Genomic DNA, 22,367 nt, shown 5'->3' with positions numbered 1-22,367 from the left:
AACGTGTGGCATTCACCTTTCTATTGGCATGCCCCGAAAGCAATAAAAAACCCAGGGCAACTGCCCTGGGTTTCTGGTCTTGCTAGACGCCTGACTGTTCTGATCAGAACGGAATATCGTCATCGAAGCTGTCGAAGTCAGCGGCCGGCTGCGGTGCAGGCTGCTGTGGCGCTGGGCGCTGAGGGGCCTGTTGCGGGCGCTGGGCCTGCTGACGAGGCGGAGCCTGGTTGTACTGCTGCTGTTGGCCGCCACCGTAGTTGCCACCCCCCTGGTTGTAGGGGTCACCGCCCTGCTGCTGGCCCTGCGGACGACCGCCAAGCAGCTGCATGGTGCCGTTGATGTCGACGATGATCTCGGTGGTGTAGCGCTTGATACCGTCTTTTTCCCACTCGCGGGTCTGCAGCTTGCCCTCGATGTAGCACTGCGAACCTTTGCGCAGGTACTCGCCGGCGATTTCGGCAACCTTGCCGAACAACGACACACGGTGCCACTCGGTACGCTCGACCTTCTGGCCCGACTGCTTGTCGGTCCACTGCTCGCTGGTAGCCAGGCTCAGGTTGGTCACGGCGTTACCGTTGGGCAGGTAGCGGACTTCGGGATCCTGGCCACAGGTGCCGACCAGAATGACTTTGTTAACCCCACGGGCCATAACGTTCTCCTAGGCTTCGCACGCCGAAGAGGCTGGATTCACCAGTCGCTCGAGGGTCGCACGGTCCAAAATTTTCGTATCCAGTTTGATATAGATGGCGGCCTCTTCTGCCACCACCACAGCGTCGGTCACACCCGGCACGGCCATCAGGCGCTCGGTCAGGCCGGCTTCACGGACTGCTTCGGGCGTCAGCGGCATACGCAGGCTGGTCACATACGGCGGCTCGTTCATGCGCAAGGCGACGATCAGCCAGATGGCACACAGCACCGCGCAACCAAGGAACACCGTGTCCAGCCCACCGTGCTGGAACAACCAGCCACCGAGGATTCCGCCCAGTGCCGCACCGAGGAACTGGCTGGTGGAATACACCCCCATCGCCGTCCCCTTGCCACCGGCAGGCGACACCTTGCTCACCAGCGAAGGCAACGAAGCCTCCAACAGGTTGAATGCGGTAAAGAATACCACGGTGCCAATCACCAGTCCGCGCAAACCGTCAGCCCACTCCCAGAAGTATATCTCTGTCAGCAGCAGGACACTGACCGCGCCAGCCAACACGCGTTTCATCTTGCGCTTTTTTTCGCCGTAGATGATGAACGGGACCATTGCAAAAAATGAGATGAACAGCGCGGTCAGGTACACCCACCAATGCTCTTCCTTGGGCAGGCCGCCACGCTCGACGAAGGCCAGCGGCAGCGCGACGAAGCTGGCCATGAGGATGGCGTGCAGGATGAAGATGCCCACGTCCAGGCGCAGAAGGTCCGGGTGGCGCAGGGTTGGGCCGAGTGCCTTGCGGGCCACACCCGACTCGCGGTGCTGCAGGATGCTGTGGGTGTTGGGCACGACGAACGCGATCAGCGCTATGCCAACCAGGGCAAGCCCTGCCGTGGCGAAGAACAAACCTGACAAACCAAAGGCACTTGTCAGCAAGGGGCCGACGACCATGGCGACAGCGAACGACAAGCCGATGCTCATGCCAATCATGGCCATGGCCTTGGTCCGGTGTTGTTCGCGGGTGAGGTCGGACAGCAACGCCATGACTGCGGCAGAAATCGCCCCGGCGCCCTGCAGGATGCGCCCGGCAATCACGCCCCAGATGGAGTCGGCCTGGGCTGCCAGCACACTGCCGAGGGCGAAGATCACCAACCCCAGGTAAATCACTGGACGACGGCCAATGCGGTCGGAAATCATCCCGAATGGAATCTGCAGTACCGCCTGAGTCAGGCCATAGGCACCAATGGCCAGGCCGATCAGCGCAGGTGTGGCGCCGGCCAGGTCCATGCCGTAGGTGGCCAGTACCGGCAAGACCATGAACATGCCCAGCATACGAAAGGCAAAGACCAGGGCAAGGCCGCCAGCGGCGCGGGTTTCGCCGCCACTCATGCGCTCGTTGTGGGTGTCGTGCATGGATTAACCTCGTGTGAACCGGCGGCGATTCTATCAGTCCGACAGCTTGACGGCATCTACGCGACGCTTTGCCGCGTCATACTGGCGCGCCGTATACTTCCTTGTTTATGCCCGCCGAGCGAGGCCGCAGTGGACAAGATCCTGATTCGTGGGGCACGTACCCACAACCTGAAGAACATCGACCTGACCCTGCCCCGGGACAAGCTGATCGTGATCACCGGCCTGTCCGGTTCCGGCAAGTCGTCCCTGGCGTTCGATACCTTGTACGCCGAAGGCCAACGCCGCTACGTCGAATCGCTGTCGGCCTACGCCCGGCAGTTCCTGTCGATGATGGAAAAGCCCGACGTCGACACCATCGAAGGCCTGTCGCCGGCGATTTCCATCGAGCAGAAGTCGACCTCGCACAACCCGCGCTCCACGGTCGGCACCATTACCGAAATCTACGACTACCTGCGCCTGCTGTACGCCCGAGTCGGCACCCCCCGCTGCCCGGACCACGACATCCCGCTGGAGGCGCAAACGATCAGCCAGATGGTCGACCTGGTGCTGGAGCGCCCGGAAGGCAGCAAGTTGATGCTGCTGGCACCGGTAGTGCGCGAACGCAAGGGCGAGCATCTGGCGGTGTTCGACGAACTGCGGGCCCAGGGCTTCGTGCGGGCCCGGGTCAACGGCAAGCTCTACGAGCTCGATGAGCTGCCCAAGCTGGACAAGCAGAAAAAGCACAGCATCGATGTGGTGGTGGACCGCTTCAAGGTCCGCGCCGACCTGCAGCAGCGCCTGGCGGAGTCGTTCGAGACCGCCTTGAAGCTGGCGGACGGCATCGCTCTGGTGGCGCCGATGGACGACGAGCAAGGCGAAGAAATGATCTTCTCCGCGCGCTTCGCATGCCCGGTGTGCGGCCACGCGATCAGCGAGCTGGAGCCGAAGCTGTTTTCCTTCAACAACCCGGCCGGTGCCTGCCCGACCTGCGATGGCCTGGGGGTAAAACAGTTCTTCGACACCAAGCGCCTGGTCAATGCCGAACTCACCCTTGCCGAAGGCGCGATCCGCGGCTGGGACCGGCGTAACGTGTACTACTTCCAGATGCTCGGCTCGCTGGCCGCACATTATGGCTTCAGCCTCGAAGAGCCATTCGGCGAATTGTCGGCCGAACACCAGAAGGTGATTCTGCAGGGCAGTGGCAAGCAGAGTGTCGACTTCAAGTACCTCAACGACCGTGGCGATATCGTCAAGCGCTCACACCCGTTCGAAGGCATTGTGCCAAACCTGGAGCGCCGCTACCGCGAAACCGAATCGGCCACCGTGCGTGAAGAACTGGCCAAGTTCCTCGGCACGCAACCTTGCCCAGATTGCCGAGGTACACGCCTGCGCCGCGAGGCACGCCATGTATGGGTGGGCGAAAAGACCCTGCCAGCCGTCACCAACCTGCCGATCGGTGAAGCCAGCAACTACTTTGGCGAGCTGACCCTGACCGGACGCCGTGGCGAAATCGCGGCGAAGATCCTCAAGGAGATCTGCGAGCGCCTGCAGTTTCTGGTCAATGTCGGCCTCGACTACCTGACCCTGGACCGTAGCGCTGACACCCTGTCAGGTGGTGAAGCACAACGTATCCGCCTGGCTAGCCAGATCGGCGCGGGCTTGGTGGGGGTGATGTACATTCTTGATGAACCGTCCATCGGCCTTCATCAACGCGATAACGACCGCTTGCTGGCCACCCTCAACCACTTGCGCGACCTGGGTAACACGGTGATCGTGGTGGAACACGACGAGGACGCCATTCGCCTGGCCGACTACGTCGTCGACATCGGCCCAGGTGCCGGTGTGCACGGTGGGCAGATCGTCGCGGAGGGCTCGCCACAGGAGGTCATGGACCATCCCGATTCGTTGACGGGCAAGTACCTGTCCGGGCGCAAGAAGATCGCCGTACCGGCCAAGCGCACGCCGCGCAACAAGAAACTGCAGCTCAAGCTCAAGGGCGCGCGAGGCAACAACCTGCAGAACGTCGACCTGGAAATCCCGGTGGGCCTGATGACCTGCGTGACCGGGGTGTCCGGGTCGGGCAAATCGACGCTGATCAACAACACCCTGTTCCCCTTGGCCGCCACCGCCCTCAATGGCGCAAGCAGCCTGGAAGCCGCACCGCATGGCAGCATGGACGGCCTGCAACACCTGGACAAAGTGGTGGACATCGACCAGAGCCCGATCGGCCGCACCCCGCGTTCCAACCCGGCGACCTACACCGGTATCTTCACGCCGATCCGCGAGCTGTTCTCAGGGGTGCCGGAATCGCGTTCACGTGGTTATGGCCCAGGGCGCTTCTCGTTCAACGTCAAAGGCGGCCGTTGCGAGGCCTGTCAGGGCGATGGCCTGATCAAGGTGGAAATGCACTTCCTGCCGGACATCTACGTGCCGTGCGACGTGTGCAAGAGCAAGCGCTACAACCGAGAAACGCTGGAGATCAAGTACAAGGGCAAGAACATCCACGAGGTGCTGGAAATGACCATCGAGGATGCCCGCGAGTTCTTCGATGCGGTACCGGCGCTGGCGCGCAAGCTGCAAACGCTGATGGATGTGGGCTTGTCGTACATCAAGCTGGGGCAGTCGGCAACCACGCTGTCCGGTGGTGAAGCGCAGCGGGTGAAGCTGTCACGCGAGCTGTCCAAGCGCGATACCGGCAAGACCCTGTACATCCTCGACGAGCCGACCACGGGCCTGCACTTCGCCGACATCCAGCAGTTGTTGGACGTGTTGCATCGCCTGCGCGACCACGGCAATACCGTGGTGGTGATCGAGCATAACCTGGATGTGATCAAGACCGCCGACTGGCTGGTGGACCTGGGGCCCGAGGGTGGCTCCAAGGGTGGGCAGATCATTGCCTGCGGCACGCCGGAAGAGCTGAGCGAGATGAAACAGTCGTACACCGGCCATTACCTGAAACCGCTGCTGGAGCGGGACCGAGCCTGACTGCCGCCGATGCAATGAAAAAGCCCCTGGTACCGTTGGTGCCAGGGGCTTTTTCTTGAGTCTGTGGATAACTTACATCTGCGACTGCAGGTAGTTTTCCAGGCCGATGGCCTTGATCAGGCCCTGCTGCTTCTCCAGCCAGTAGGTGTGATCTTCTTCGGTATCGGCCAACTGTGCACGCAGGATGTCACGGCTGATGTAGTCCTTGTGCAGTTCACACAGCTCGATACCTTTGCAAAGCGCGCCGCGCACCTTGTACTCGAGCTTGAGGTCAGCCTCGATCATTTCCGGTACGGTGCTGCCGACTTCCAGATCGTCCGCACGCATGTCGGGGGTGCCTTCAAGCATGAGGATGCGACGCATCAGAGCATCGGCGTGCTGGGTCTCTTCTTCCATTTCGTGGTTGATGCGCTCGTAGAGCTTGGACAGGCCCCAGTCTTCGTACATGCGCGAATGAATGAAGTACTGGTCGCGTGCCGCCAGTTCGCCCTTCAGCAGCGTGACGAGGTAGTTGATTACGTCCGGGTGGCCTTGCATCGCCCTGATTCTCCATGTGAAAACGACTATGCCACATAGTGTGAACCAGCTTTTGCCTGCGGTCACTGAAAAACGCGCAATTAGACGCAAAAAATCGGTTAAACAGTAGTGATATTCATTGAAAAACCGCCCAAATGAGGGCGGTTCTGCTTATCACTTAGAGTTAGGCGAGATGGACGCCCAACGCCTTGGCAATCCCTTCGCCATAGGCCGGATCGGCCTTGAAGAAGTACTGCAACTGACGCTGAATCACGTCCTCGCTGACACCCACCATGGTACCGGCGATGTTGCTGATCAACAGGGCTTTCTGCTCAGCGTTCATCAAGCGGAACAGCGCGCCGGCGTGGCTGAAGTAGTCGGTGTCCTCACGGTGATCGTACCGGTCCGCCGAACCGTTCAAGGCCAGCGCTGGCTCGGCATGGCGTGGCGACTGCTTCGGCGCATCAGCGTGGCTATTGGGCTCGTAGTTTGGTGCACTGCCGTAGCTGCCAGTGGCCATGGAACCGTCGCGCTGGTAGCTATTAACCGGGCAGCGAGGCGCATTCACCGGCAACTGCTGGTGGTTGGTGCCCACGCGGTAACGGTGCGCGTCGGCGTAGGCGAATACACGGCCCTGCAACATCCGGTCCGGCGACAGGCCGACCCCTGGCACCATATTGCTGGGCCCGAACGCTGCTTGCTCGACTTCCGCGAAGTAGTTGAGCGGGTTACGGTTGAGCTCCAGCACGCCCACCTCGATCAGCGGGTAGTCCCTCTGCGACCAAGTCTTGGTCACGTCGAAGGGGTTCTCGTCGCGACTCGCAGCCTCGGCTTCGCTCATCACCTGGATACAAACCGTCCAACGCGGGTAGTCGCCACGCTCGATCGCTTCGAACAGGTCGCGCTGGGCGTAGTCCGGGTCAGTACCCGCCAGGCGCGCTGCTTCTGCCGGAGCGAGGTTCTTGATGCCTTGTTGGGTCTTGAAGTGCCACTTCGCCCAAGTACGCTCACCCTTGGCATTGGTCAGGCTGTAGGTGTGGCTGCCAAAGCCGTGCATGTGGCGATAGCCATCCGGGATACCACGGTCGGAAAACAGTATGGTGACCTGGTGCAGCGCCTCAGGGGAGTGGGACCAGAAGTCCCACATCATCTGGGCATTCTTCAGGTTGGACTGCGGGTGGCGCTTCTGGGTGTGGATAAAGTCCGGGAACTTCAGCGGGTCGCGAATGAAGAACACGGGCGTGTTGTTGCCAACGATGTCCCAGTTGCCTTCTTCGGTGTAGAACTTGACCGCGAAACCACGCGGGTCGCGCTCGGTATCCGCAGAGCCACGCTCGCCACCGACAGTGGAGAAGCGCAGGAAGGTCTCGGTCTGTTTGCCGATCTGTTCAAACAGCTTGGCGCTGGTATAGCCGGTAATGTCGCGGGTAACAGTAAAGGTGCCATAGGCGCCCGAGCCCTTGGCGTGCACACGGCGCTCAGGAATGTTCTCGCGGTTGAAGTGGGCGAGTTTCTCGATCAGGTGAAAGTCGTCGAGCAACAATGGGCCACGCGGGCCGGCGGAGCGGGAGTTCTGGTTATCGGCTACTGGCGCACCGCTGGCGGTAGTAAGAATCTTGCTCATGGGCTCTCCTTATCGGTCTTCAAGCGCCGGCTAATCGGCTTGGAGAGAGTATTGACGAGCAAGGTTACAGGGACAAATTCATTACATGACTTGAATCAATAGAAATAAACAATGTACGTAGAAACAAAAAACCGGGCACTAGGCCCGGTTCTTGTAGCAGACAGAACGTCTTACTCAGCAGCTTCTACAGCACCGCCGACCGGACGATCAACCAGCTCGACGTACGCCATAGGCGCGTTGTCGCCAGCGCGGAAACCGCACTTCAGGATGCGCAGGTAGCCGCCCTGACGGGTGGCGTAACGCTTGCCCAGGTCGTTGAACAGTTTGCCAACAGCGGACTTCGAACGGGTACGATCGAAGGCCAGACGACGGTTAGCAACGCTGTCTTCCTTGGCCAGGGTGATCAGCGGCTCGGCAACGCGGCGCAGTTCCTTGGCTTTCGGCAGGGTGGTTTTGATCAGCTCGTGCTCGATCAGCGACACTGCCATGTTCTGGAACATAGCCTTGCGGTGAGAGCTGGTACGGCTCAGGTGACGTCCACTTTTACGATGACGCATGATTCATTCCTTACCAAACACTACGTTCGGTGATTACGACGATCAGGCGGTCGCCTTGTCGTCTTTCTTAAGACTTGCAGGCGGCCAGTTGTCGAGGCGCATGCCGAGAGACAGACCACGAGAGGCCAGCACGTCCTTGATTTCAGTCAGGGACTTCTTGCCCAGGTTAGGAGTCTTCAACAGCTCTACTTCGGTACGCTGAATCAGGTCGCCGATGTAGTAGATGTTCTCCGCCTTGAGGCAGTTGGCCGAACGTACAGTCAGTTCCAGGTCGTCAACCGGACGCAGCAGGATCGGATCGATCTCGTCTTCCTGCTCGACTACGACAGGCTCGCTGTCACCTTTGAGGTCGACGAACGCGGCCAACTGCTGTTGCAGGATGGTCGCAGCGCGGCGGATAGCCTCTTCAGGATCCAGGGTGCCGTTGGTTTCCAGATCAATGACCAGTTTGTCCAGGTTGGTACGCTGTTCAACACGGGCGTTTTCGACCACATAGGCGATACGACGCACCGGGCTGAACGAAGCGTCCAACTGCAGACGGCCAATGCTACGGCTTTCGTCTTCGTCGGTTTGACGGGAGTCGGCCGGCTCGTAACCACGACCACGAGCTACGGTGAGCTTCATGTTCAGGGCGCCATTCGACGCCAGGTTCGCGATTACGTGATCGGGGTTGACGATCTCGACATCGTGATCCAGCTGAATATCGGCAGCGGTAACCACCCCCGAACCCTTTTTCGACAAGGTCAGCGTAACTTCGTCACGACCGTGCAGTTTGATAGCCAGGCCTTTCAGGTTCAACAGGATTTCAATTACGTCTTCCTGAACACCTTCGATCGCGGAGTACTCGTGGAGTACGCCATCGATCTCGGCCTCGACTACTGCACAGCCAGGCATAGAGGACAACAGGATGCGGCGCAGCGCGTTGCCCAGGGTGTGGCCAAAGCCACGCTCGAGAGGCTCGAGCGTGATCTTGGCGCGGGTCGGACTGACTACCTGCACATCAATGTGGCGGGGAGTCAGGAACTCATTTACCGAAATCTGCATGGATGCACCTATTTTCTAGCCCTTACTTGGAGTAGAGCTCGACAATCAGGTTTTCGTTGATGTCGGCAGACAGGTCGCTGCGAGCAGGAACGTTCTTGAAAACGCCCGACTTTTTAGCAGCATCCACGTCAACCCACTCAACGCGGCCACGCTGGGCGCACAGTTCAAGGGCTTGAACAATGCGCAGCTGGGCCAGCGACTTCTCGCGGACCGCGACCACGTCACCCGGACGAACTTGGTAGGATGGAATGTTTACAGTCTTACCGTTGACGCTGATCGCTTTGTGCGAAACCAGCTGACGCGACTCGGAACGAGTCGAGCCGAAGCCCATACGGTAAACGACGTTATCCAGACGGCACTCGAGCAGTTGCAGCAGGTTCTCACCGGTTGCGCCTTTTTTCGAGGCAGCAGCTTGGTAGTAACCGCGGAACTGACGCTCCAGAACACCGTAGATACGACGGACTTTTTGTTTCTCACGCAGCTGGGTGCCGTAGTCGGACTGACGGCCACGGCGCTGGCCGTGGATACCTGGGGCTGCTTCGATGTTGCACTTCGATTCCAGAGCGCGAACGCCGCTCTTCAGGAACAGATCGGTGCCTTCACGACGAGACAGTTTGCATTTTGGACCAATGTAACGTGCCATTCTTCTGTCTCCTGATTACACGCGACGCTTCTTCGGCGGACGGCACCCGTTATGCGGGATAGGCGTCACGTCGGTGATGCTGGCGATCTTGTAGCCGCAGCTGTTCAATGCACGAACGGCGGACTCACGACCTGGACCTGGACCCTTGACGTTAACGTCGAGGTTCTTCAGACCGTATTCCAGCGCAGCTTGACCAGCACGCTCAGCAGCGATCTGAGCTGCGAACGGGGTGGATTTGCGCGAACCACGGAAACCCGAACCACCGGAGGTCGCCCAGGACAAAGCATTGCCCTGACGGTCGGTGATGGTCACGATGGTGTTGTTGAAAGACGCATGGATGTGGGCGATGCCATCAACCACTGTCTTTTTGATTTTCTTACGAGGACGAGCAGCAGGTTTTGCCATGTCTATATTCCTGGGCGATTACTTGCGGATCGGCTTACGCGGGCCCTTACGGGTGCGTGCGTTGGTCTTGGTGCGCTGACCGCGAACCGGCAGACCTTTACGATGACGCAGGCCGCGGTAGCAACCCAGGTCCATCAAGCGCTTGATCTTCATGTTGATGTCACGACGCAGGTCACCTTCGGTGGTGAACTTCGCAACTTCGCCACGCAGGGTTTCGATTTGCTCGTCGCTCAGATCCTTGATCTTAGCGGCTGGATTTACACCAGCGTCTGCACAGATCTTCTGTGCAGTTGTGCGACCGACACCATAGATGTAGGTCAGCGAGATAACAGTATGCTTGTTATCTGGAATGTTGACGCCTGCAATACGGGCCATTCAGTGGGACTCCAATTGACAGCTACCTACGCCCCGGAAGCCAAGAAATAGGGCGCGAGATAATATCGCTGTAGAAACGAATAATCAACCCAGCAGCACACTAGCTGCTGGGTTTGAAGCGCAGATCACACTCAGCCTTGGCGCTGTTTGTGACGCGGTTCCGCGCTGCAGATCACTCGTACGACGCCTTCGCGACGGATGATCTTGCAGTTACGGCACAGCTTTTTCACCGATGCACGAACTTTCATTACCGACTCCTCGAACCTTAGGGGCGTATCAGCGCAGCAGACCGCTGCCACCGTAGCCTTTCAGGTTGGCTTTCTTCATCAGGGATTCGTACTGGTGCGAAACGAGGTGCGATTGTACTTGGGACATGAAGTCCATCACAACCACTACCACAATCAGCAACGAGGTCCCGCCAAGGTAGAACGGCACATTTGCTGCCACCACCAGGAACTGGGGCAGAAGGCAGACGGCCATCATGTAAAGAGCACCGAACATGGTCAAACGGGTCAGAACGCCATCAATGTAGCGCGCCGACTGCTCACCAGGACGGATACCCGGAATAAAGGCACCGGACTTCTTCAGGTTTTCCGCTACGTCTTTCGGATTGAACATCAATGCTGTGTAGAAGAAGCAGAAGAAAATGATCCCTGCACTAAACAGCAGAATGTTCAACGGCTGACCAGGAGCGATCGACTGCGAGATGTCCTGCAGCCAGCCCATACCTTCGGACTGACCGAACCAGGCACCCAGCGAAGCCGGGAACAGCAAAATGCTGCTCGCGAAAATGGCCGGGATAACCCCCGCCATGTTCACCTTCAACGGCAAGTGGCTGGTCTGCGCAGCGAAGACCTTGCGGCCCTGCTGACGCTTGGCGTAGTGAACGGCGATACGACGCTGACCACGCTCAATGAACACCACGAAACCGATAATCGCTACTGCCAGCAAACCGATAGCGACCAAGGCGAAAATGTTGATATCGCCTGTGCGTGCAGACTCGAAAGACTGCCCGATTGCTCTCGGAAGACCGGCAACGATACCTGCGAAGATCAACATCGAGATACCGTTGCCCACACCGCGCTCGGTGATCTGCTCGCCCAGCCACATCATGAACATCGCGCCTGCCACGAAGGTGGAGACGGCGACGACATGGAAGCCCAGGCCCACAGAAAACGCCACGCCCTGGTTGGCCAGGCCAATGGACATGCCAATGGCTTGAACCAGTGCCAGGATAACGGTGCCGTAGCGGGTGTACTGGCTGATCTTGCGACGGCCAGCTTCACCTTCCTTCTTCAACTGCTCCAGTTGCGGGCTGACCGCGGTCATCAGCTGCATGATGATCGATGCCGAAATGTACGGCATGATCCCCAGTGCAAAGATGCTCATGCGCTCGAGCGCGCCACCGGAAAACATGTTGAACAAGCTAAGAATGGTCCCCTCATTCTGCCGAAACAGATCCGCCAGACGGTCCGGATTGATGCCGGGAACCGGGATATGCGCACCTATCCGATAGACGATGATCGCCATGAACAGAAAGCGCAGACGAGCCCAGAGTTCCGACATCCCGCCCTTACCGAGCGAAGAGAGAGCACCTTGCTTAGCCATTTATTCCTCGAATTTGCCGCCAGCTGCTTCGATAGCCGCACGCGCACCCTTGGTGGCTGCGATGCCCTTGATGGTGACTGCGCGAGTAACTTCGCCAGACAGCATGATTTTCACACGCTGAATGTGCTGGTTGATCACGTTGGCATCCTTCAGGGATTGCACGGAGATCACGTCGCCTTCCACTTTGGCCAGCTCGGACAGACGCACTTCTGCGCGGTCCATGGCTTTCAGGGAAACGAAGCCGAACTTCGGCAGACGACGGTGCAGCGGCTGTTGACCGCCTTCGAAGCCAGGAGCGATCGAACCACCCGAACGGGAAGTCTGACCTTTGTGGCCACGGCCGCCGGTCTTACCCAGACCGCTACCGATACCACGACCTGGACGATGCTTCTCGCGACGGGAACCCGGCGCTGGACTCAGATCATTGAGTTTCATCGATTAGCCCTCGACCTTCAGCATGTAGTAAGCCTTGTTGATCATCCCGCGGTTCTCGGGAGTATCCTGGACTTCTACAGTGTGACCGATACGACGCAGACCCAGGCCTTTAACGCACAACTTGTGGTTAGGCAGACGGCCCGAGACGCTCTTGATCAGCGTTACTTTTACGGTTGCCATGATCAGAAGATCTCCTCGACGCTCTTGCCGCGCTTGGCAGCAATGGATTCAGGAGATTGCATGGCTTTCAGACCCTTGAAGGTGGCGTAAACCACGTTCACTGGGTTGGTCGAACCGTAGCACTTGGCCAGAACGTTCTGAACACCAGCAACTTCCAGGACAGCACGCATTGCGCCACCGGCGATGATACCGGTACCTTCCGAGGCAGGCTGCATGTAAACCTTCGAGGCGCCGTGGGCAGCCTTGGTGGCGTACTGCAGGGTGGTGCCCTTCAGGTCAACCTGAATCATGTTGCGGCGAGCAGCTTCCATGGCTTTCTGGATCGCGGCTGGTACTTCGCGCGACTTGCCACGGCCGAAGCCAACACGACCTTTACCATCACCTACCACGGTCAGCGCGGTGAAGGTGAAGATACGGCCGCCTTTTACGGTTTTGGCAACGCGGTTAACTTGAACCAGCTTCTCGATGTAGCCTTCGTCGCGCTTTTGATCGTTATTTGCCATAACTTAGAACTCCAGCCCGCCTTCACGAGCAGCATCAGCCAGCGCTTTGACGCGGCCATGGTACTTGAAGCCGGAACGGTCAAAGGCAACTTGAGATACACCGGCGGCTTTCGCACGCTCAGCTACCAGCTTGCCAACCTTAGTGGCCGCGTCGATGTTGCCAGTGGCGCCATCACGCAGGTCTTTGTCCAAGGTCGAGGCGCTTGCCAGAACCTTGCTGCCGTCGGCCGAAATGACCTGGGCGTAGATGTGCTGCGAGGAGCGGAACACGCACAGGCGCACGACTTCGAGTTCGTGCATCTTGAGACGTGCTTTGCGAGCGCGACGCAGTCGAATAACTTTTTTGTCGGTCATTTACTAGGCCCTACTTCTTCTTGGCTTCTTTACGACGGACTACTTCGTCCGCGTAACGCACACCTTTACCTTTGTAAGGCTCTGGCGGACGGAAGTCGCGGATTTCAGCGGCCACCTGACCTACCAGCTGCTTATCGATACCCTTGATCAGGATGTCGGTCTGGCTAGGTGTTTCAGCGGTGATACCGGCTGGCAGTTCGTAGTCCACTGGGTGAGAGAAGCCCAGGGCCAGGTTCAGGACGGTGCCCTTGGCCTGTGCCTTGTAACCAACACCGACCAGCTGGAGCTTACGCTCGAAGCCTTGGCTTACGCCTTGGACCATGTTGTTGACCAGGGCACGGGTAGTACCGGCCATGGCACGAGCTTGCTGGTCACCATTGCGAGCGACGAAACGCAGCTCACCAGACTCTTCGGTAACTTCAACAGACGAGTGAACGTTCAGTTCGAGAGTGCCTTTAGCACCCTTCACCGAAAGCTGCTGGCCAGCGAATTTGACTTCGACACCGGATGGCAGCTTAACGGGGTTCTTAGCGACGCGAGACATGTCTATCCCCCCTTAGAACACTGTGCACAGAACTTCGCCGCCGACACCGGCAGCGCGCGCAGCGCGATCAGTCATCACACCTTTGTTGGTGGAGACGATAGACACGCCCAGACCGCCACGTACTTTCGGCAGATCGGTGACGGCCTTGTACTGGCGCAGGCCTGGACGGCTGGAGCGCTTCAGTTCCTCGATGACCGGACGGCCTTCGAAGTACTTCAGTTCGATCGACAGGGAAGGCTTGGCCTCACCAGTTACCTGGTAGCCAGCGATGTAACCTTCGTCCTTCAGAACTTTGGCAACCGCGACCTTCAGGGTAGAGGAAGGCATGCTTACGACGGACTTTTCAGCCATCTGGGCATTACGGATGCGAGTTAGCATGTCCGCTAACGGGTCCTGCATACTCATGGGCTAGATGCTCCTGATACAAGAATTATTAGCCTTGCGGCTATGACAACCACCCGAGCGGATTGGGCAAAAAACCCAGGCTCAGGTGAGCCGGTCATTCTAGACACAAGGCAGAAACGAAACAAGCCCCATATAGGGGCTTGTTTGATGGCAAGGTCACCGGCGGTCGGAAGATTGCTCCCCTTCCACCAGGATCTTGCCTGCAGCGATTACCAGGAGGCTTTAACCAGACCTGGTACGTCACCGCGCATTGCAGCTTGACGCAGCATGTTACGGCCCAGGCCGAACTTACGGTATACACCGTGAGGACGACCGGTCAGGCGGCAACGGTTGCGCAGACGCGCAGCGCTGGCATCACGCGGCTGCTTCTGCAGAGCGACAACGGCAGCGAAACGCTCTTCTGGAGAGGCGTTAACGTTGACGATGGTCGCTTTCAGCTCAGCACGCTTCTTAGCGAACTTGGCTACCGTGAGCTGACGCTTCAGCTCGCGGTTTTTCATGCTCTTCTTGGCCATTTTCCTACTCCAATCAGTTGCGGAACGGGAACTTGAAAGCACGCAGCAGAGCGCGGCCTTCGTCGTCCGAACGAGCAGTGGTGGTCAGGGTGATGTCCAAACCGCGCAGAGCATCGATCTTGTCGTAATCGATTTCCGGGAAGATGATCTGCTCTTTCACGCCCATGCTGTAGTTGCCACGGCCATCGAAGGACTTGGCATTCAGGCCGCGGAAGTCGCGAACCCGAGGCAGGGAGATCGCCAGCAGGCGGTCCAGGAATTCGTACATCTTGTCGCTACGCAGGGTCACCTTGACGCCGATCGGCCAGCCTTCGCGGACTTTGAAGCCAGCGATGGATTTGCGAGCGAAAGTCACGACCGGCTTTTGACCGGTGATCTTTTCCAGGTCGGCAACAGCGTGCTCGATGACTTTCTTGTCGCCGATCGCTTCGCCCAGACCCATGTTCAGGGTGATCTTGGTAACGCGCGGAACTTCCATCACGTTCGACAGCTTAAGTTCTTCCTTAAGCTTAGGAGCGATTTCGTTCCGGTAAATCTCTTTCAGTCGTGCCATGGTCTTCTACCTAGCAGTGTTCAAGCATCAACCGCTTTTTGGGTCGACTTGAAGACACGAATTTTTTTACCGTCTTCTACTTTGAAACCAACGCGGTCAGCCTTGTTGGTTTCGCCGTTGAAGATGGCAACGTTGGAAGCGTGCAGAGGCGCTTCTTTCTCGACGATACCGCCCTGTACGCCCGCCATCGGGTTAGGCTTGGTATGACGCTTGACCAGGTTCACACCACCGATGACCAGACGGTCATCAGCGAGAACCTTCAGCACCTTACCGCGCTTACCTTTGTCTTTGCCGGCGATCACGATGATCTCGTCGTCACGACGAATCTTTTGCATGTCGGATCTCCTTACAGCACTTCAGGGGCGAGCGAGACGATCTTCATGAACTTCTCAGTACGAAGTTCACGGGTCACTGGCCCGAAGATGCGAGTGCCGATCGGCTCTTGCTTGTTGTTCAGCAGAACAGCAGCGTTGCCGTCGAAACGAATGATGGAACCGTCAGCGCGACGAACACCGTGACGGGTGCGCACGACAACAGCGGTCATCACTTGGCCTTTTTTGACCTTACCGCGTGGAATTGCTTCCTTGACGGTAACCTTGATGATGTCACCGATGCCGGCGTAACGACGGTGCGAACCGCCGAGCACCTTGATGCACATGACGCGACGAGCGCCGCTGTTATCGGCCACATCGAGCATGGATTGAGTCTGAATCATAAAATTTCTCCGACCCCTAGCCCTTAGACTTCAACAGCGCGTTCGAGGACTTCAACCAGTGCCCAGGACTTGGTCTTGGCCAGCGGACGGGTTTCACGGATGGAAACCTTGTCGCCGATCTTGCACTGGTTGGATTCGTCGTGCGCGTGCAGCTTAGTCGAACGCTTAACGTATTTACCGTAGATCGGGTGCTTTACGCGACGCTCGATCAGTACGGTGATGGTCTTGTCCATTTTGTCGCTGACGACACGGCCAGTCAGCGTACGGACGGTTTTTTCAGCTTCAGCCATGATCACTTACCTGCCTGCTGGTTGAGCACAGTTTTCACGCGAGCGATGTCACGCTTAACTTGCGAGAGCAGGTGCGACTGCCCCAACTGGCCAGTTGCTTTCTGCATACGCAGATTGAACTGGTCGCGCAGCAAGCCGAGCAGTTGCTCGTTCAGCTGCTGTGCCGATTTTTCACGAAGTTCATTCGCTTTCATCACATCACCGTCCGCTTAACAAAGGAGGTGGCGAGAGGCAGCTTTGCAGCAGCCAGGGCGAAAGCTTCGCGCGCCAGCTCTTCAGAAACACCCTCGATCTCGTACAGGACTTTGCCTGGCTGAATCTGGGCAACCCAGTATTCCACGGAGCCCTTACCTTTACCCATACGAACCTCGAGAGGCTTCTTGGAGATCGGCTTGTCCGGGAACACACGGATCCAGATCTTACCGCCACGTTTAACGTGACGGGTCAGCGCACGACGTGCGGACTCGATCTGGCGAGCGGTGAGGCGACCGCGAGCAACAGCTTTCAGAGCGAATTCGCCGAAGCTGACTTTGCTACCGCGCAGTGCCAGACCACGGTTGTGGCCAGTCATCTGCTTGCGGAATTTTGTACGCTTTGGTTGCAACATTTGGCGTACCCCTTACTTAGCAGCTTTTTTACGAGGCGCTGGTGCTTGTGGTTTCAGTTCTTCTTGGCGACCACCAATAACTTCGCCTTTGAAGATCCAAACCTTCACACCGATCACACCGTAAGTGGTGTGAGCTTCGTAGGTGTTGTAGTCGATATCGGCACGCAGGGTGTGCAGAGGCACACGACCTTCGCGATACCACTCGGTACGAGCAATCTCAGCACCGCCGAGACGACCGCTCACCTGGATCTTGATGCCCTTGGCACCAATACGCATGGCGTTCTGTACTGCGCGCTTCATGGCGCGACGGAACATTACGCGGCGTTCCAGCTGCTGAGCTACGCTCTGCGCAACCAGCATAGCGTCGAGTTCCGGCTTGCGGATCTCTTCGATGTTGATGTGCACAGGCACACCCATCTGCTTGGTCAGGTCCTGACGCAGCTTCTCGACATCTTCACCTTTCTTACCGATAACGATACCGGGACGAGCGGTGTGGATGGTGATGCGTGCAGTTTGAGCCGGACGATGAATATCGATACGGCTTACGGACGCGCTTTTTAGTTTGTCTTGGAGGTACTCACGCGTTTTCAGATCCTTCAACAGGTAATCTGCGTAAGTAGCACCGTCTGCGTACCAGACGGAGGTGTGCTCCTTGACGATTCCCAGGCGAATGCCAGTGGGATGTACTTTCTGACCCATCTGATCGACTCCGTTACTTGTCCGCAACCTTGACAGTGATATGGCAAGACCGCTTGACGATGCGATCAGCACGGCCTTTGGCACGTGGCATGATGCGCTTCAGCGAACGCCCTTCGTTGACGAAGACGGTGGAGACCTTCAGGTCATCAACGTCTGCGCCTTCGTTGTGTTCGGCGTTGGCAACGGCCGACTCGAGGACTTTCTTCATGATTTCAGCGGCTTTTTTGCTGCTGAAGGCCAACAGGTTGAGCGCTTCGCCCACCTTCTTCCCGCGGATCTGGTCGGCGACCAAGCGGGCTTTCTGGGCGGAGATGCGAGCGCCCGACAACTTAGCGGCTACTTCCATTTCCTTACCCCTTAACGCTTGGCTTTCTTGTCAGCCACGTGCCCGCGATAGGTGCGGGTACCGGCGAACTCGCCCAGTTTGTGGCCGACCATGTCTTCGTTCACGAGAACTGGAACATGCTGGCGACCGTTGTGAACCGCGATGGTCAGACCGACCATTTGTGGCAGGATCATCGAGCGACGCGACCAGGTTTTAACTGGCTTGCGATCGTTCTTCTCCACCGCCACTTCGACCTTCTTCAACAGGTGAAGATCGATAAAAGGACCTTTTTTCAGAGAACGTGGCACTGTCGTATCCCTCTAGTTACTTGCGACGACGGACGATCATGTTGTCGGTACGCTTATTACCACGGGTTTTAGCACCCTTGGTTGGGAAGCCCCATGGCGATACCGGATGACGACCACCGGAGGTACGACCTTCACCACCACCATGCGGGTGGTCAACCGGGTTCATGGCAACGCCACGAACGGTTGGGCGAACGCCGCGCCAGCGTTTGGCACCAGCTTTACCCAGCGAACGCAGGCTGTGCTCGGAGTTCGAGACTTCGCCCAGGGTCGCACGGCATTCAGCCAGTACTTTACGCATCTCACCGGAACGCAGACGCAGAGTCACGTATACGCCGTCACGAGCGATCAGCTGAGCCGAAGCACCAGCGGAACGAGCGATCTGAGCACCTTTACCCGGCTTCAGTTCGACGCCGTGAATGGTGCTACCTACTGGGATGTTACGCAGTTGCAGGGAGTTACCGGCCTTGATTGGGGCCAGGGCACCTGCGATCAGCTGGTCACCAGCGCTCACGCCTTTAGGGGCGATGATGTAGCGACGCTCACCGTCTGCATAGCACAGCAGGGCGATGTGAGCAGTACGGTTTGGATCGTATTCGATACGCTCGACAGTGGCTGGAATGCCATCTTTGTCGTTGCGACGGAAGTCGACCAGACGGTAATGCTGCTTATGACCACCACCAACGTGACGAGTGGTAATGCGGCCATTGTTGTTACGACCACCAGACTTCGATTTCTTCTCGAGCAGCGGTGCGTGAGGAGCGCCTTTGTGCAGCTCCTTGTTGACCACCTTGACCACGAAACGGCGGCCAGGGGAAGTCGGTTTGCATTTAACGATTGCCATGATGCACCCCTTCCTTACTCAGCACTGCTGCTGAAATCGAGATCTTGGCCTGGCTGAAGGGATACGATCGCCTTCTTCCAGTCATTACGCTTGCCCAGACCACGTGCGGTACGCTTGGTTTTACCCAGAACGTTAACAGTCGACACGTTTTCAACTTTTACGTTGAACAGGCCTTCGACAGCTTTCTTGATTTCCAGCTTGGTTGCATCGGTAGCAACCTTGAATACGAACTGGCCTTTTTTCTCAGCCAGAACGGTAGCCTTCTCGGAAACGTGCGGGCCAAGGAGGACTTTAAATACGCGTTCCTGGTTCATCCCAGCAGCTCCTCGAATTTCTTCACGGCCGAGACAGTGATCAACACTTTCTCGTATGCGATCAGACTGACCGGGTCGGAACCCTGTACGTCACGTACGTCGACGTGCGGCAGGTTGCGAGCAGCCAGGTACAGGTTCTGATCAACAGCGTCGGAGACGATCAGTACGTCGCTCAGACCCATGCCGTTCAGCTTGTTCAGCAGATCTTTGGTTTTCGGTGCTTCAACAGCGAAGTCCTGAACCACGACCAGACGGTCGCTACGCACCAGCTCAGCGAGGATGGAGCGCAGAGCTGCGCGGTACATCTTCTTGTTGAGCTTTTGCGAGTGATCTTGAGGGCGAGCTGCGAAGGTTGCACCACCGCCACGCCAGATCGGACCACGAGTGGTACCAGCACGAGCACGACCAGTACCCTTCTGACGCCATGGGCGCTTACCGCCACCAGCCACGTCGGAACGGGTCTTCTGCTGCTTGGTACCCTGACGGCCGCCGGCCATGTAGGCCACGACTGCTTGGTGAACCAGCGTCTCGTTGAATTCGCCACCGAAAGTCAGTTCGGAAACTTCGATCGCCTGAGCGTCATTTACATTAAGTTGCATGTCAGTTTCCCCTTAACCGCGAGCCTTGACAGCTGGACGTACAACCACGTCGCCGCCAGTAGCGCCAGGTACGGCACCCTTGATCAGCAGCAGGTTGCGTTCAGCGTCTACGCGAACTACTTCCAGGGACTGAACAGTCACGCGCTCGGCGCCCATGTGACCGGACATCTTCTTGCCCTTGAACACACGACCAGGAGTCTGGCACTGGCCGATGGAACCAGGAACACGGTGCGACACGGAGTTACCGTGGGTGTTGTCCTGACCACGGAAGTTCCAGCGCTTGATGGTACCGGCGAAGCCTTTACCTTTGGACTGACCAGTAACGTCAACCAGCTGGCCTGCAGTGAAGAGTTCAGCTTTGATCAGATCGCCAGCCTGGAAATCGCCTTCTTCAAGACGGAACTCCCAAACACCGCGACCAGCGGCAACGTTGGCCTTGGCGAAGTGGCCTGCCTGAGCGGCAGTCACACGCGAAGCACGACGCTCGCCGACAGTGACTTGCACTGCACGGTAGCCATCGGTTTCTTCAGTTTTGAACTGGGTGACGCGATTCGGCTCGATCTCAATGACCGTGACCGGAATGGAGACACCTTCTTCGGTGAAAATGCGGGTCATACCGCACTTGCGACCGATTACACCAATAGTCATGTTGTAAACCTCATGAGTGTACGGGGCTTTCACCCGCTATGGCCGCCCATTTCAGAGCGTTACACGACTAGACCGAAGTCTTAGCCGAGGCTGATCTGTACTTCCACACCTGCCGCCAGATCAAGCTTCATCAGCGCGTCAACGGTTTTATCCGTTGGCTGGACGATGTCCAGAACACGCTTATGAGTGCGAATCTCGTACTGGTCACGCGCGTCTTTGTTGACGTGCGGAGAGACCAGAACGGTGAAACGCTCTTTGCGGGTAGGCAGTGGAATTGGACCACGCACTTGTGCACCAGTACGTTTCGCGGTTTCCACGATTTCCTGGGTGGATTGGTCGATCAGGCGATGGTCGAAAGCCTTCAACCTGATACGGATTTGCTGATTTTGCATTGGATTTCAGACTCCAGGCTGTTCCCAACGGACGCACTACGCCCGCTAAAAGGAGGCGTGATTCTATAGACGCCCCCATTTAGTGTCAACCCAATAAAAAAAACCCCCGCTGAGCGGGGGTTTTTTCAATCGGTCGAGTGATTACTCGATGATTTTGGCCACAACGCCGGCGCCGACGGTACGACCGCCTTCACGGATAGCGAAGCGCAGACCGTCTTCCATTGCGATGGTCTTGATCAGGGTAACAGTCATCTGAATGTTGTCACCTGGCATTACCATTTCAACGCCTTCCGGCAGTTCGCAGTTACCGGTCACGTCAGTGGTACGGAAGTAGAACTGAGGACGGTAGCCTTTGAAGAACGGAGTGTGACGACCGCCTTCTTCCTTCGACAGAACGTAGACTTCTGCGGTGAACTTGGTGTGCGGCTTGACCGAACCTGGCTTGACCAGAACCTGGCCACGCTCAACGTCGTCACGCTTGGTACCACGCAGCAGAACGCCGCAGTTCTCGCCAGCACGACCTTCGTCCAGCAGCTTGCGGAACATCTCAACGCCGGTGCAGGTGGTGGTGGTGGTGTCACGCAGACCAACGATTTCCAGCGGATCCTGAACGCGGACGATACCACGCTCGATACGACCGGTAACAACGGTACCACGACCCGAGATCGAGAATACGTCTTCGATCGGCATCAGGAACGGCTGGTCGATGGCACGAACTGGCTCAGGAATGTAGCTGTCCAGAGTCTCTACCAGCTTCTTAACAGCGGTAGTGCCCATTTCGTTGTCGTCTTTGCCTTCCAGGGCCATACGAGCGGAACCGATGATGATCGGAGTGTCGTCGCCTGGGAAGTCGTAGGTGGACAGCAGGTCGCGAACTTCCATCTCGACCAGTTCCAGCAGCTCAGCGTCGTCTACCAGGTCAGCCTTGTTCAGGAAGACCACGATGTACGGAACGCCAACCTGACGGGACAGCAGGATGTGCTCACGGGTTTGTGGCATCGGACCATCGGCGGCCGAGCAAACCAGGATCGCGCCGTCCATCTGGGCAGCACCGGTGATCATGTTCTTCACGTAGTCAGCGTGACCTGGGCAGTCAACGTGAGCGTAGTGACGAATGGTCGAGTTGTACTCAACGTGAGCGGTGTTGATGGTGATACCGCGCGCTTTTTCTTCCGGAGCCGAGTCGATCTTGTCGAACTCAACGATTGCCGAACCGAAAACTTCGGAGCAAACGCGAGTCAGAGCTGCGGTCAGAGTGGTCTTACCGTGGTCAACGTGGCCGATGGTGCCGACGTTAACGTGGGGAAGGGAACGATCAAATTTTTCTTTAGCCACGACAGTGAACCTCTTG

34 protein-coding genes are annotated in these 22,367 nt (G+C 57.8%); 1 reads left to right on the top strand and 33 read right to left on the bottom strand.

Translation table 11 applies throughout. The annotated features are described in order from the left end of the window. Positions 1 to 103: 103 nt before the first annotated feature. Together AB5975_12690 and AB5975_12685 are read right to left on the bottom strand one after the other, a co-directional pair. Positions 104 to 649, bottom strand: a complete 546-nt coding sequence (locus AB5975_12690; protein ID XDR22583.1) for a single-stranded DNA-binding protein — start codon at positions 647 to 649, stop codon at positions 104 to 106. A gap of 9 nt (positions 650 to 658) precedes the next feature. Next, the gene (locus AB5975_12685; GenBank protein XDR22582.1) at positions 659 to 2,053 is read right to left on the bottom strand and encodes an MFS transporter; all 1,395 of its coding nucleotides are present in this window, start codon (positions 2,051 to 2,053) and stop codon (positions 659 to 661) included. A 129-nt stretch (positions 2,054 to 2,182) separates the two neighbouring features. Between AB5975_12685 and uvrA the strand changes: the two genes are divergently transcribed. Then, entirely contained in the window at positions 2,183 to 5,017 is a 2,835-nt protein-coding gene (uvrA, locus tag AB5975_12680; protein XDR22581.1) for an excinuclease ABC subunit UvrA, read from the top strand. A gap of 72 nt (positions 5,018 to 5,089) precedes the next feature. Here uvrA and bfr read toward each other — a convergent pair whose 3' ends face one another. The 31 genes from bfr to tuf all read right to left on the bottom strand — a co-directional run bounded on the left by bfr (position 5,090) and on the right by tuf (position 22,351). After that, complete coding sequence (bfr, locus tag AB5975_12675) at positions 5,090 to 5,554, bottom strand: bacterioferritin (GenBank protein XDR22580.1); 465 nt, start codon at positions 5,552 to 5,554, stop codon at positions 5,090 to 5,092. 163 nt (positions 5,555 to 5,717) lie between these two features. Further along, positions 5,718 to 7,157, bottom strand: a complete 1,440-nt coding sequence (locus AB5975_12670; protein XDR22579.1) for a catalase — start codon at positions 7,155 to 7,157, stop codon at positions 5,718 to 5,720. A 170-nt stretch (positions 7,158 to 7,327) separates the two neighbouring features. Further along, the gene (rplQ, locus tag AB5975_12665; GenBank protein ID XDR22578.1) at positions 7,328 to 7,714 is read right to left on the bottom strand and encodes a 50S ribosomal protein L17; all 387 of its coding nucleotides are present in this window, start codon (positions 7,712 to 7,714) and stop codon (positions 7,328 to 7,330) included. A 42-nt stretch (positions 7,715 to 7,756) separates the two neighbouring features. After that, positions 7,757 to 8,758 carry a DNA-directed RNA polymerase subunit alpha gene (gene rpoA, locus AB5975_12660; GenBank protein XDR22577.1) on the bottom strand — a complete coding sequence of 334 codons (1,002 nt, stop codon included), beginning with the start codon at positions 8,756 to 8,758 and terminating at the stop codon, positions 7,757 to 7,759. Between the two features lie 22 nt (positions 8,759 to 8,780). Next, positions 8,781 to 9,401 carry a 30S ribosomal protein S4 gene (gene rpsD / locus AB5975_12655; protein XDR22576.1) on the bottom strand — a complete coding sequence of 207 codons (621 nt, stop codon included), beginning with the start codon at positions 9,399 to 9,401 and terminating at the stop codon, positions 8,781 to 8,783. Positions 9,402 to 9,416: 15 nt separating this feature from the next. Further along, a complete protein-coding gene (gene rpsK / locus AB5975_12650) occupies positions 9,417 to 9,806 on the bottom strand; it encodes a 30S ribosomal protein S11 (protein ID XDR22575.1) in 390 nt (129 codons plus the stop codon). A gap of 18 nt (positions 9,807 to 9,824) precedes the next feature. Further along, positions 9,825 to 10,181, bottom strand: a complete 357-nt coding sequence (gene rpsM, locus AB5975_12645; protein ID XDR22574.1) for a 30S ribosomal protein S13 — start codon at positions 10,179 to 10,181, stop codon at positions 9,825 to 9,827. 131 nt (positions 10,182 to 10,312) lie between these two features. Beyond that, positions 10,313 to 10,429, bottom strand: coding sequence for a 50S ribosomal protein L36 (rpmJ, locus tag AB5975_12640; protein ID XDR22573.1), 117 nt, complete (start codon positions 10,427 to 10,429; stop codon positions 10,313 to 10,315). 28 nt (positions 10,430 to 10,457) lie between these two features. After that, on the bottom strand, positions 10,458 to 11,789 hold the full coding sequence (secY, locus tag AB5975_12635) for a preprotein translocase subunit SecY (GenBank protein ID XDR22572.1): 1,332 nt from the start codon (positions 11,787 to 11,789) through the stop codon (positions 10,458 to 10,460). Continuing rightward, a complete protein-coding gene (gene rplO, locus AB5975_12630; GenBank protein ID XDR22571.1) occupies positions 11,790 to 12,224 on the bottom strand; it encodes a 50S ribosomal protein L15 in 435 nt (144 codons plus the stop codon). Positions 12,225 to 12,227: 3 nt separating this feature from the next. Next, the gene (rpmD, locus tag AB5975_12625; GenBank protein XDR22570.1) at positions 12,228 to 12,404 is read right to left on the bottom strand and encodes a 50S ribosomal protein L30; all 177 of its coding nucleotides are present in this window, start codon (positions 12,402 to 12,404) and stop codon (positions 12,228 to 12,230) included. 2 nt (positions 12,405 to 12,406) lie between these two features. Next, positions 12,407 to 12,907 (bottom strand): 30S ribosomal protein S5, encoded by a 501-nt coding sequence (gene rpsE / locus AB5975_12620; protein ID XDR22569.1) that lies wholly within the window; start codon positions 12,905 to 12,907, stop codon positions 12,407 to 12,409. A 3-nt stretch (positions 12,908 to 12,910) separates the two neighbouring features. After that, positions 12,911 to 13,261, bottom strand: coding sequence for a 50S ribosomal protein L18 (rplR, locus tag AB5975_12615; protein XDR22568.1), 351 nt, complete (start codon positions 13,259 to 13,261; stop codon positions 12,911 to 12,913). A 10-nt stretch (positions 13,262 to 13,271) separates the two neighbouring features. Beyond that, positions 13,272 to 13,805 (bottom strand): 50S ribosomal protein L6, encoded by a 534-nt coding sequence (gene rplF / locus AB5975_12610; GenBank protein ID XDR22567.1) that lies wholly within the window; start codon positions 13,803 to 13,805, stop codon positions 13,272 to 13,274. Between the two features lie 12 nt (positions 13,806 to 13,817). Then, complete coding sequence (rpsH, locus tag AB5975_12605) at positions 13,818 to 14,210, bottom strand: 30S ribosomal protein S8 (GenBank protein XDR22566.1); 393 nt, start codon at positions 14,208 to 14,210, stop codon at positions 13,818 to 13,820. A 209-nt stretch (positions 14,211 to 14,419) separates the two neighbouring features. Further along, positions 14,420 to 14,725 (bottom strand): 30S ribosomal protein S14, encoded by a 306-nt coding sequence (gene rpsN / locus AB5975_12600; GenBank protein XDR22565.1) that lies wholly within the window; start codon positions 14,723 to 14,725, stop codon positions 14,420 to 14,422. Between the two features lie 13 nt (positions 14,726 to 14,738). Further along, a complete protein-coding gene (rplE, locus tag AB5975_12595; GenBank protein ID XDR22564.1) occupies positions 14,739 to 15,278 on the bottom strand; it encodes a 50S ribosomal protein L5 in 540 nt (179 codons plus the stop codon). A gap of 20 nt (positions 15,279 to 15,298) precedes the next feature. Beyond that, a complete protein-coding gene (gene rplX, locus AB5975_12590; GenBank protein XDR22563.1) occupies positions 15,299 to 15,613 on the bottom strand; it encodes a 50S ribosomal protein L24 in 315 nt (104 codons plus the stop codon). Positions 15,614 to 15,624: 11 nt separating this feature from the next. Next, positions 15,625 to 15,993 carry a 50S ribosomal protein L14 gene (gene rplN / locus AB5975_12585; protein ID XDR22562.1) on the bottom strand — a complete coding sequence of 123 codons (369 nt, stop codon included), beginning with the start codon at positions 15,991 to 15,993 and terminating at the stop codon, positions 15,625 to 15,627. Positions 15,994 to 16,016: 23 nt separating this feature from the next. Beyond that, positions 16,017 to 16,283, bottom strand: coding sequence for a 30S ribosomal protein S17 (gene rpsQ, locus AB5975_12580; protein XDR22561.1), 267 nt, complete (start codon positions 16,281 to 16,283; stop codon positions 16,017 to 16,019). A 2-nt stretch (positions 16,284 to 16,285) separates the two neighbouring features. Continuing rightward, complete coding sequence (rpmC, locus tag AB5975_12575; GenBank protein XDR22560.1) at positions 16,286 to 16,477, bottom strand: 50S ribosomal protein L29; 192 nt, start codon at positions 16,475 to 16,477, stop codon at positions 16,286 to 16,288. Then, positions 16,477 to 16,890 (bottom strand): 50S ribosomal protein L16, encoded by a 414-nt coding sequence (gene rplP, locus AB5975_12570; protein XDR22559.1) that lies wholly within the window; start codon positions 16,888 to 16,890, stop codon positions 16,477 to 16,479. Before rplP ends, rpmC begins: the two co-directional genes overlap by 1 nt. Before the next feature lie 12 nt (positions 16,891 to 16,902). After that, positions 16,903 to 17,589 (bottom strand): 30S ribosomal protein S3, encoded by a 687-nt coding sequence (gene rpsC, locus AB5975_12565; GenBank protein ID XDR22558.1) that lies wholly within the window; start codon positions 17,587 to 17,589, stop codon positions 16,903 to 16,905. 13 nt (positions 17,590 to 17,602) lie between these two features. Then, on the bottom strand, positions 17,603 to 17,935 hold the full coding sequence (gene rplV / locus AB5975_12560; protein XDR22557.1) for a 50S ribosomal protein L22: 333 nt from the start codon (positions 17,933 to 17,935) through the stop codon (positions 17,603 to 17,605). Between the two features lie 11 nt (positions 17,936 to 17,946). Next, a complete protein-coding gene (gene rpsS / locus AB5975_12555) occupies positions 17,947 to 18,222 on the bottom strand; it encodes a 30S ribosomal protein S19 (protein XDR22556.1) in 276 nt (91 codons plus the stop codon). A gap of 16 nt (positions 18,223 to 18,238) precedes the next feature. Next, the gene (gene rplB, locus AB5975_12550) at positions 18,239 to 19,063 is read right to left on the bottom strand and encodes a 50S ribosomal protein L2 (GenBank protein ID XDR22555.1); all 825 of its coding nucleotides are present in this window, start codon (positions 19,061 to 19,063) and stop codon (positions 18,239 to 18,241) included. Positions 19,064 to 19,077: 14 nt separating this feature from the next. Continuing rightward, the gene (rplW, locus tag AB5975_12545; GenBank protein ID XDR22554.1) at positions 19,078 to 19,377 is read right to left on the bottom strand and encodes a 50S ribosomal protein L23; all 300 of its coding nucleotides are present in this window, start codon (positions 19,375 to 19,377) and stop codon (positions 19,078 to 19,080) included. Further along, positions 19,374 to 19,976 (bottom strand): 50S ribosomal protein L4, encoded by a 603-nt coding sequence (rplD, locus tag AB5975_12540; GenBank protein XDR22553.1) that lies wholly within the window; start codon positions 19,974 to 19,976, stop codon positions 19,374 to 19,376. Before rplD ends, rplW begins: the two co-directional genes overlap by 4 nt. A 12-nt stretch (positions 19,977 to 19,988) precedes the next feature. Beyond that, positions 19,989 to 20,624, bottom strand: a complete 636-nt coding sequence (gene rplC / locus AB5975_12535; protein ID XDR22552.1) for a 50S ribosomal protein L3 — start codon at positions 20,622 to 20,624, stop codon at positions 19,989 to 19,991. Positions 20,625 to 20,704: 80 nt separating this feature from the next. Continuing rightward, positions 20,705 to 21,016: a 30S ribosomal protein S10 gene (gene rpsJ, locus AB5975_12530; GenBank protein XDR22551.1), complete on the bottom strand. Its 312-nt coding sequence runs from the start codon at positions 21,014 to 21,016 to the stop codon at positions 20,705 to 20,707. A 141-nt stretch (positions 21,017 to 21,157) separates the two neighbouring features. Beyond that, the gene (gene tuf / locus AB5975_12525) at positions 21,158 to 22,351 is read right to left on the bottom strand and encodes an elongation factor Tu (GenBank protein XDR22550.1); all 1,194 of its coding nucleotides are present in this window, start codon (positions 22,349 to 22,351) and stop codon (positions 21,158 to 21,160) included. Positions 22,352 to 22,367 lie beyond the last annotated feature (16 nt).

This window comes from Pseudomonas putida (genome assembly GCA_041071465.1).
In the GTDB taxonomy this organism is placed as follows: Bacteria; Pseudomonadota; Gammaproteobacteria; order Pseudomonadales; family Pseudomonadaceae; genus Aquipseudomonas; species Aquipseudomonas putida_P.
Note: the sequence above shows the minus strand (reverse complement) of the source record. Positions and strands in the feature narration are given on the sequence as shown.

What these genes read in the sequence shown, in the direction of transcription:
- AB5975_12690 (XDR22583.1), bottom strand. Translation starts at nt 649, where the DNA reads ATGGCCCGTGGGGTTAACAAAGTCATTCTGGTCGGCACCTGTGGCCAG.
- AB5975_12685 (XDR22582.1), bottom strand. Translation starts at nt 2,053, where the DNA reads ATGCACGACACCCACAACGAGCGCATGAGTGGCGGCGAAACCCGCGCC.
- bfr (XDR22580.1), bottom strand. Translation starts at nt 5,554, where the DNA reads ATGCAAGGCCACCCGGACGTAATCAACTACCTCGTCACGCTGCTGAAG.
- AB5975_12670 (XDR22579.1), bottom strand. Translation starts at nt 7,157, where the DNA reads ATGAGCAAGATTCTTACTACCGCCAGCGGTGCGCCAGTAGCCGATAAC.
- rplQ (XDR22578.1), bottom strand. Translation starts at nt 7,714, where the DNA reads ATGCGTCATCGTAAAAGTGGACGTCACCTGAGCCGTACCAGCTCTCAC.
- rpoA (XDR22577.1), bottom strand. Translation starts at nt 8,758, where the DNA reads ATGCAGATTTCGGTAAATGAGTTCCTGACTCCCCGCCACATTGATGTG.
- rpsD (XDR22576.1), bottom strand. Translation starts at nt 9,401, where the DNA reads ATGGCACGTTACATTGGTCCAAAATGCAAACTGTCTCGTCGTGAAGGC.
- rpsK (XDR22575.1), bottom strand. Translation starts at nt 9,806, where the DNA reads ATGGCAAAACCTGCTGCTCGTCCTCGTAAGAAAATCAAAAAGACAGTG.
- rpsM (XDR22574.1), bottom strand. Translation starts at nt 10,181, where the DNA reads ATGGCCCGTATTGCAGGCGTCAACATTCCAGATAACAAGCATACTGTT.
- rpmJ (XDR22573.1), bottom strand. Translation starts at nt 10,429, where the DNA reads ATGAAAGTTCGTGCATCGGTGAAAAAGCTGTGCCGTAACTGCAAGATC.
- secY (XDR22572.1), bottom strand. Translation starts at nt 11,789, where the DNA reads ATGGCTAAGCAAGGTGCTCTCTCTTCGCTCGGTAAGGGCGGGATGTCG.
- rplO (XDR22571.1), bottom strand. Translation starts at nt 12,224, where the DNA reads ATGAAACTCAATGATCTGAGTCCAGCGCCGGGTTCCCGTCGCGAGAAG.
- rpmD (XDR22570.1), bottom strand. Translation starts at nt 12,404, where the DNA reads ATGGCAACCGTAAAAGTAACGCTGATCAAGAGCGTCTCGGGCCGTCTG.
- rpsE (XDR22569.1), bottom strand. Translation starts at nt 12,907, where the DNA reads ATGGCAAATAACGATCAAAAGCGCGACGAAGGCTACATCGAGAAGCTG.
- rplR (XDR22568.1), bottom strand. Translation starts at nt 13,261, where the DNA reads ATGACCGACAAAAAAGTTATTCGACTGCGTCGCGCTCGCAAAGCACGT.
- rplF (XDR22567.1), bottom strand. Translation starts at nt 13,805, where the DNA reads ATGTCTCGCGTCGCTAAGAACCCCGTTAAGCTGCCATCCGGTGTCGAA.
- rpsH (XDR22566.1), bottom strand. Translation starts at nt 14,210, where the DNA reads ATGAGTATGCAGGACCCGTTAGCGGACATGCTAACTCGCATCCGTAAT.
- rpsN (XDR22565.1), bottom strand. Translation starts at nt 14,725, where the DNA reads ATGGCCAAGAAGAGCATGAAAAACCGCGAGCTGAAGCGTCAGCTCACG.
- rplE (XDR22564.1), bottom strand. Translation starts at nt 15,278, where the DNA reads ATGGCACGACTGAAAGAGATTTACCGGAACGAAATCGCTCCTAAGCTT.
- rplX (XDR22563.1), bottom strand. Translation starts at nt 15,613, where the DNA reads ATGCAAAAGATTCGTCGTGACGACGAGATCATCGTGATCGCCGGCAAA.
- rplN (XDR22562.1), bottom strand. Translation starts at nt 15,993, where the DNA reads ATGATTCAGACTCAATCCATGCTCGATGTGGCCGATAACAGCGGCGCT.
- rpsQ (XDR22561.1), bottom strand. Translation starts at nt 16,283, where the DNA reads ATGGCTGAAGCTGAAAAAACCGTCCGTACGCTGACTGGCCGTGTCGTC.
- rpmC (XDR22560.1), bottom strand. Translation starts at nt 16,477, where the DNA reads ATGAAAGCGAATGAACTTCGTGAAAAATCGGCACAGCAGCTGAACGAG.
- rplP (XDR22559.1), bottom strand. Translation starts at nt 16,890, where the DNA reads ATGTTGCAACCAAAGCGTACAAAATTCCGCAAGCAGATGACTGGCCAC.
- rpsC (XDR22558.1), bottom strand. Translation starts at nt 17,589, where the DNA reads ATGGGTCAGAAAGTACATCCCACTGGCATTCGCCTGGGAATCGTCAAG.
- rplV (XDR22557.1), bottom strand. Translation starts at nt 17,935, where the DNA reads ATGGAAGTAGCCGCTAAGTTGTCGGGCGCTCGCATCTCCGCCCAGAAA.
- rplB (XDR22555.1), bottom strand. Translation starts at nt 19,063, where the DNA reads ATGGCAATCGTTAAATGCAAACCGACTTCCCCTGGCCGCCGTTTCGTG.
- rplW (XDR22554.1), bottom strand. Translation starts at nt 19,377, where the DNA reads ATGAACCAGGAACGCGTATTTAAAGTCCTCCTTGGCCCGCACGTTTCC.
- rplD (XDR22553.1), bottom strand. Translation starts at nt 19,976, where the DNA reads ATGCAACTTAATGTAAATGACGCTCAGGCGATCGAAGTTTCCGAACTG.
- rplC (XDR22552.1), bottom strand. Translation starts at nt 20,624, where the DNA reads ATGACTATTGGTGTAATCGGTCGCAAGTGCGGTATGACCCGCATTTTC.
- rpsJ (XDR22551.1), bottom strand. Translation starts at nt 21,016, where the DNA reads ATGCAAAATCAGCAAATCCGTATCAGGTTGAAGGCTTTCGACCATCGC.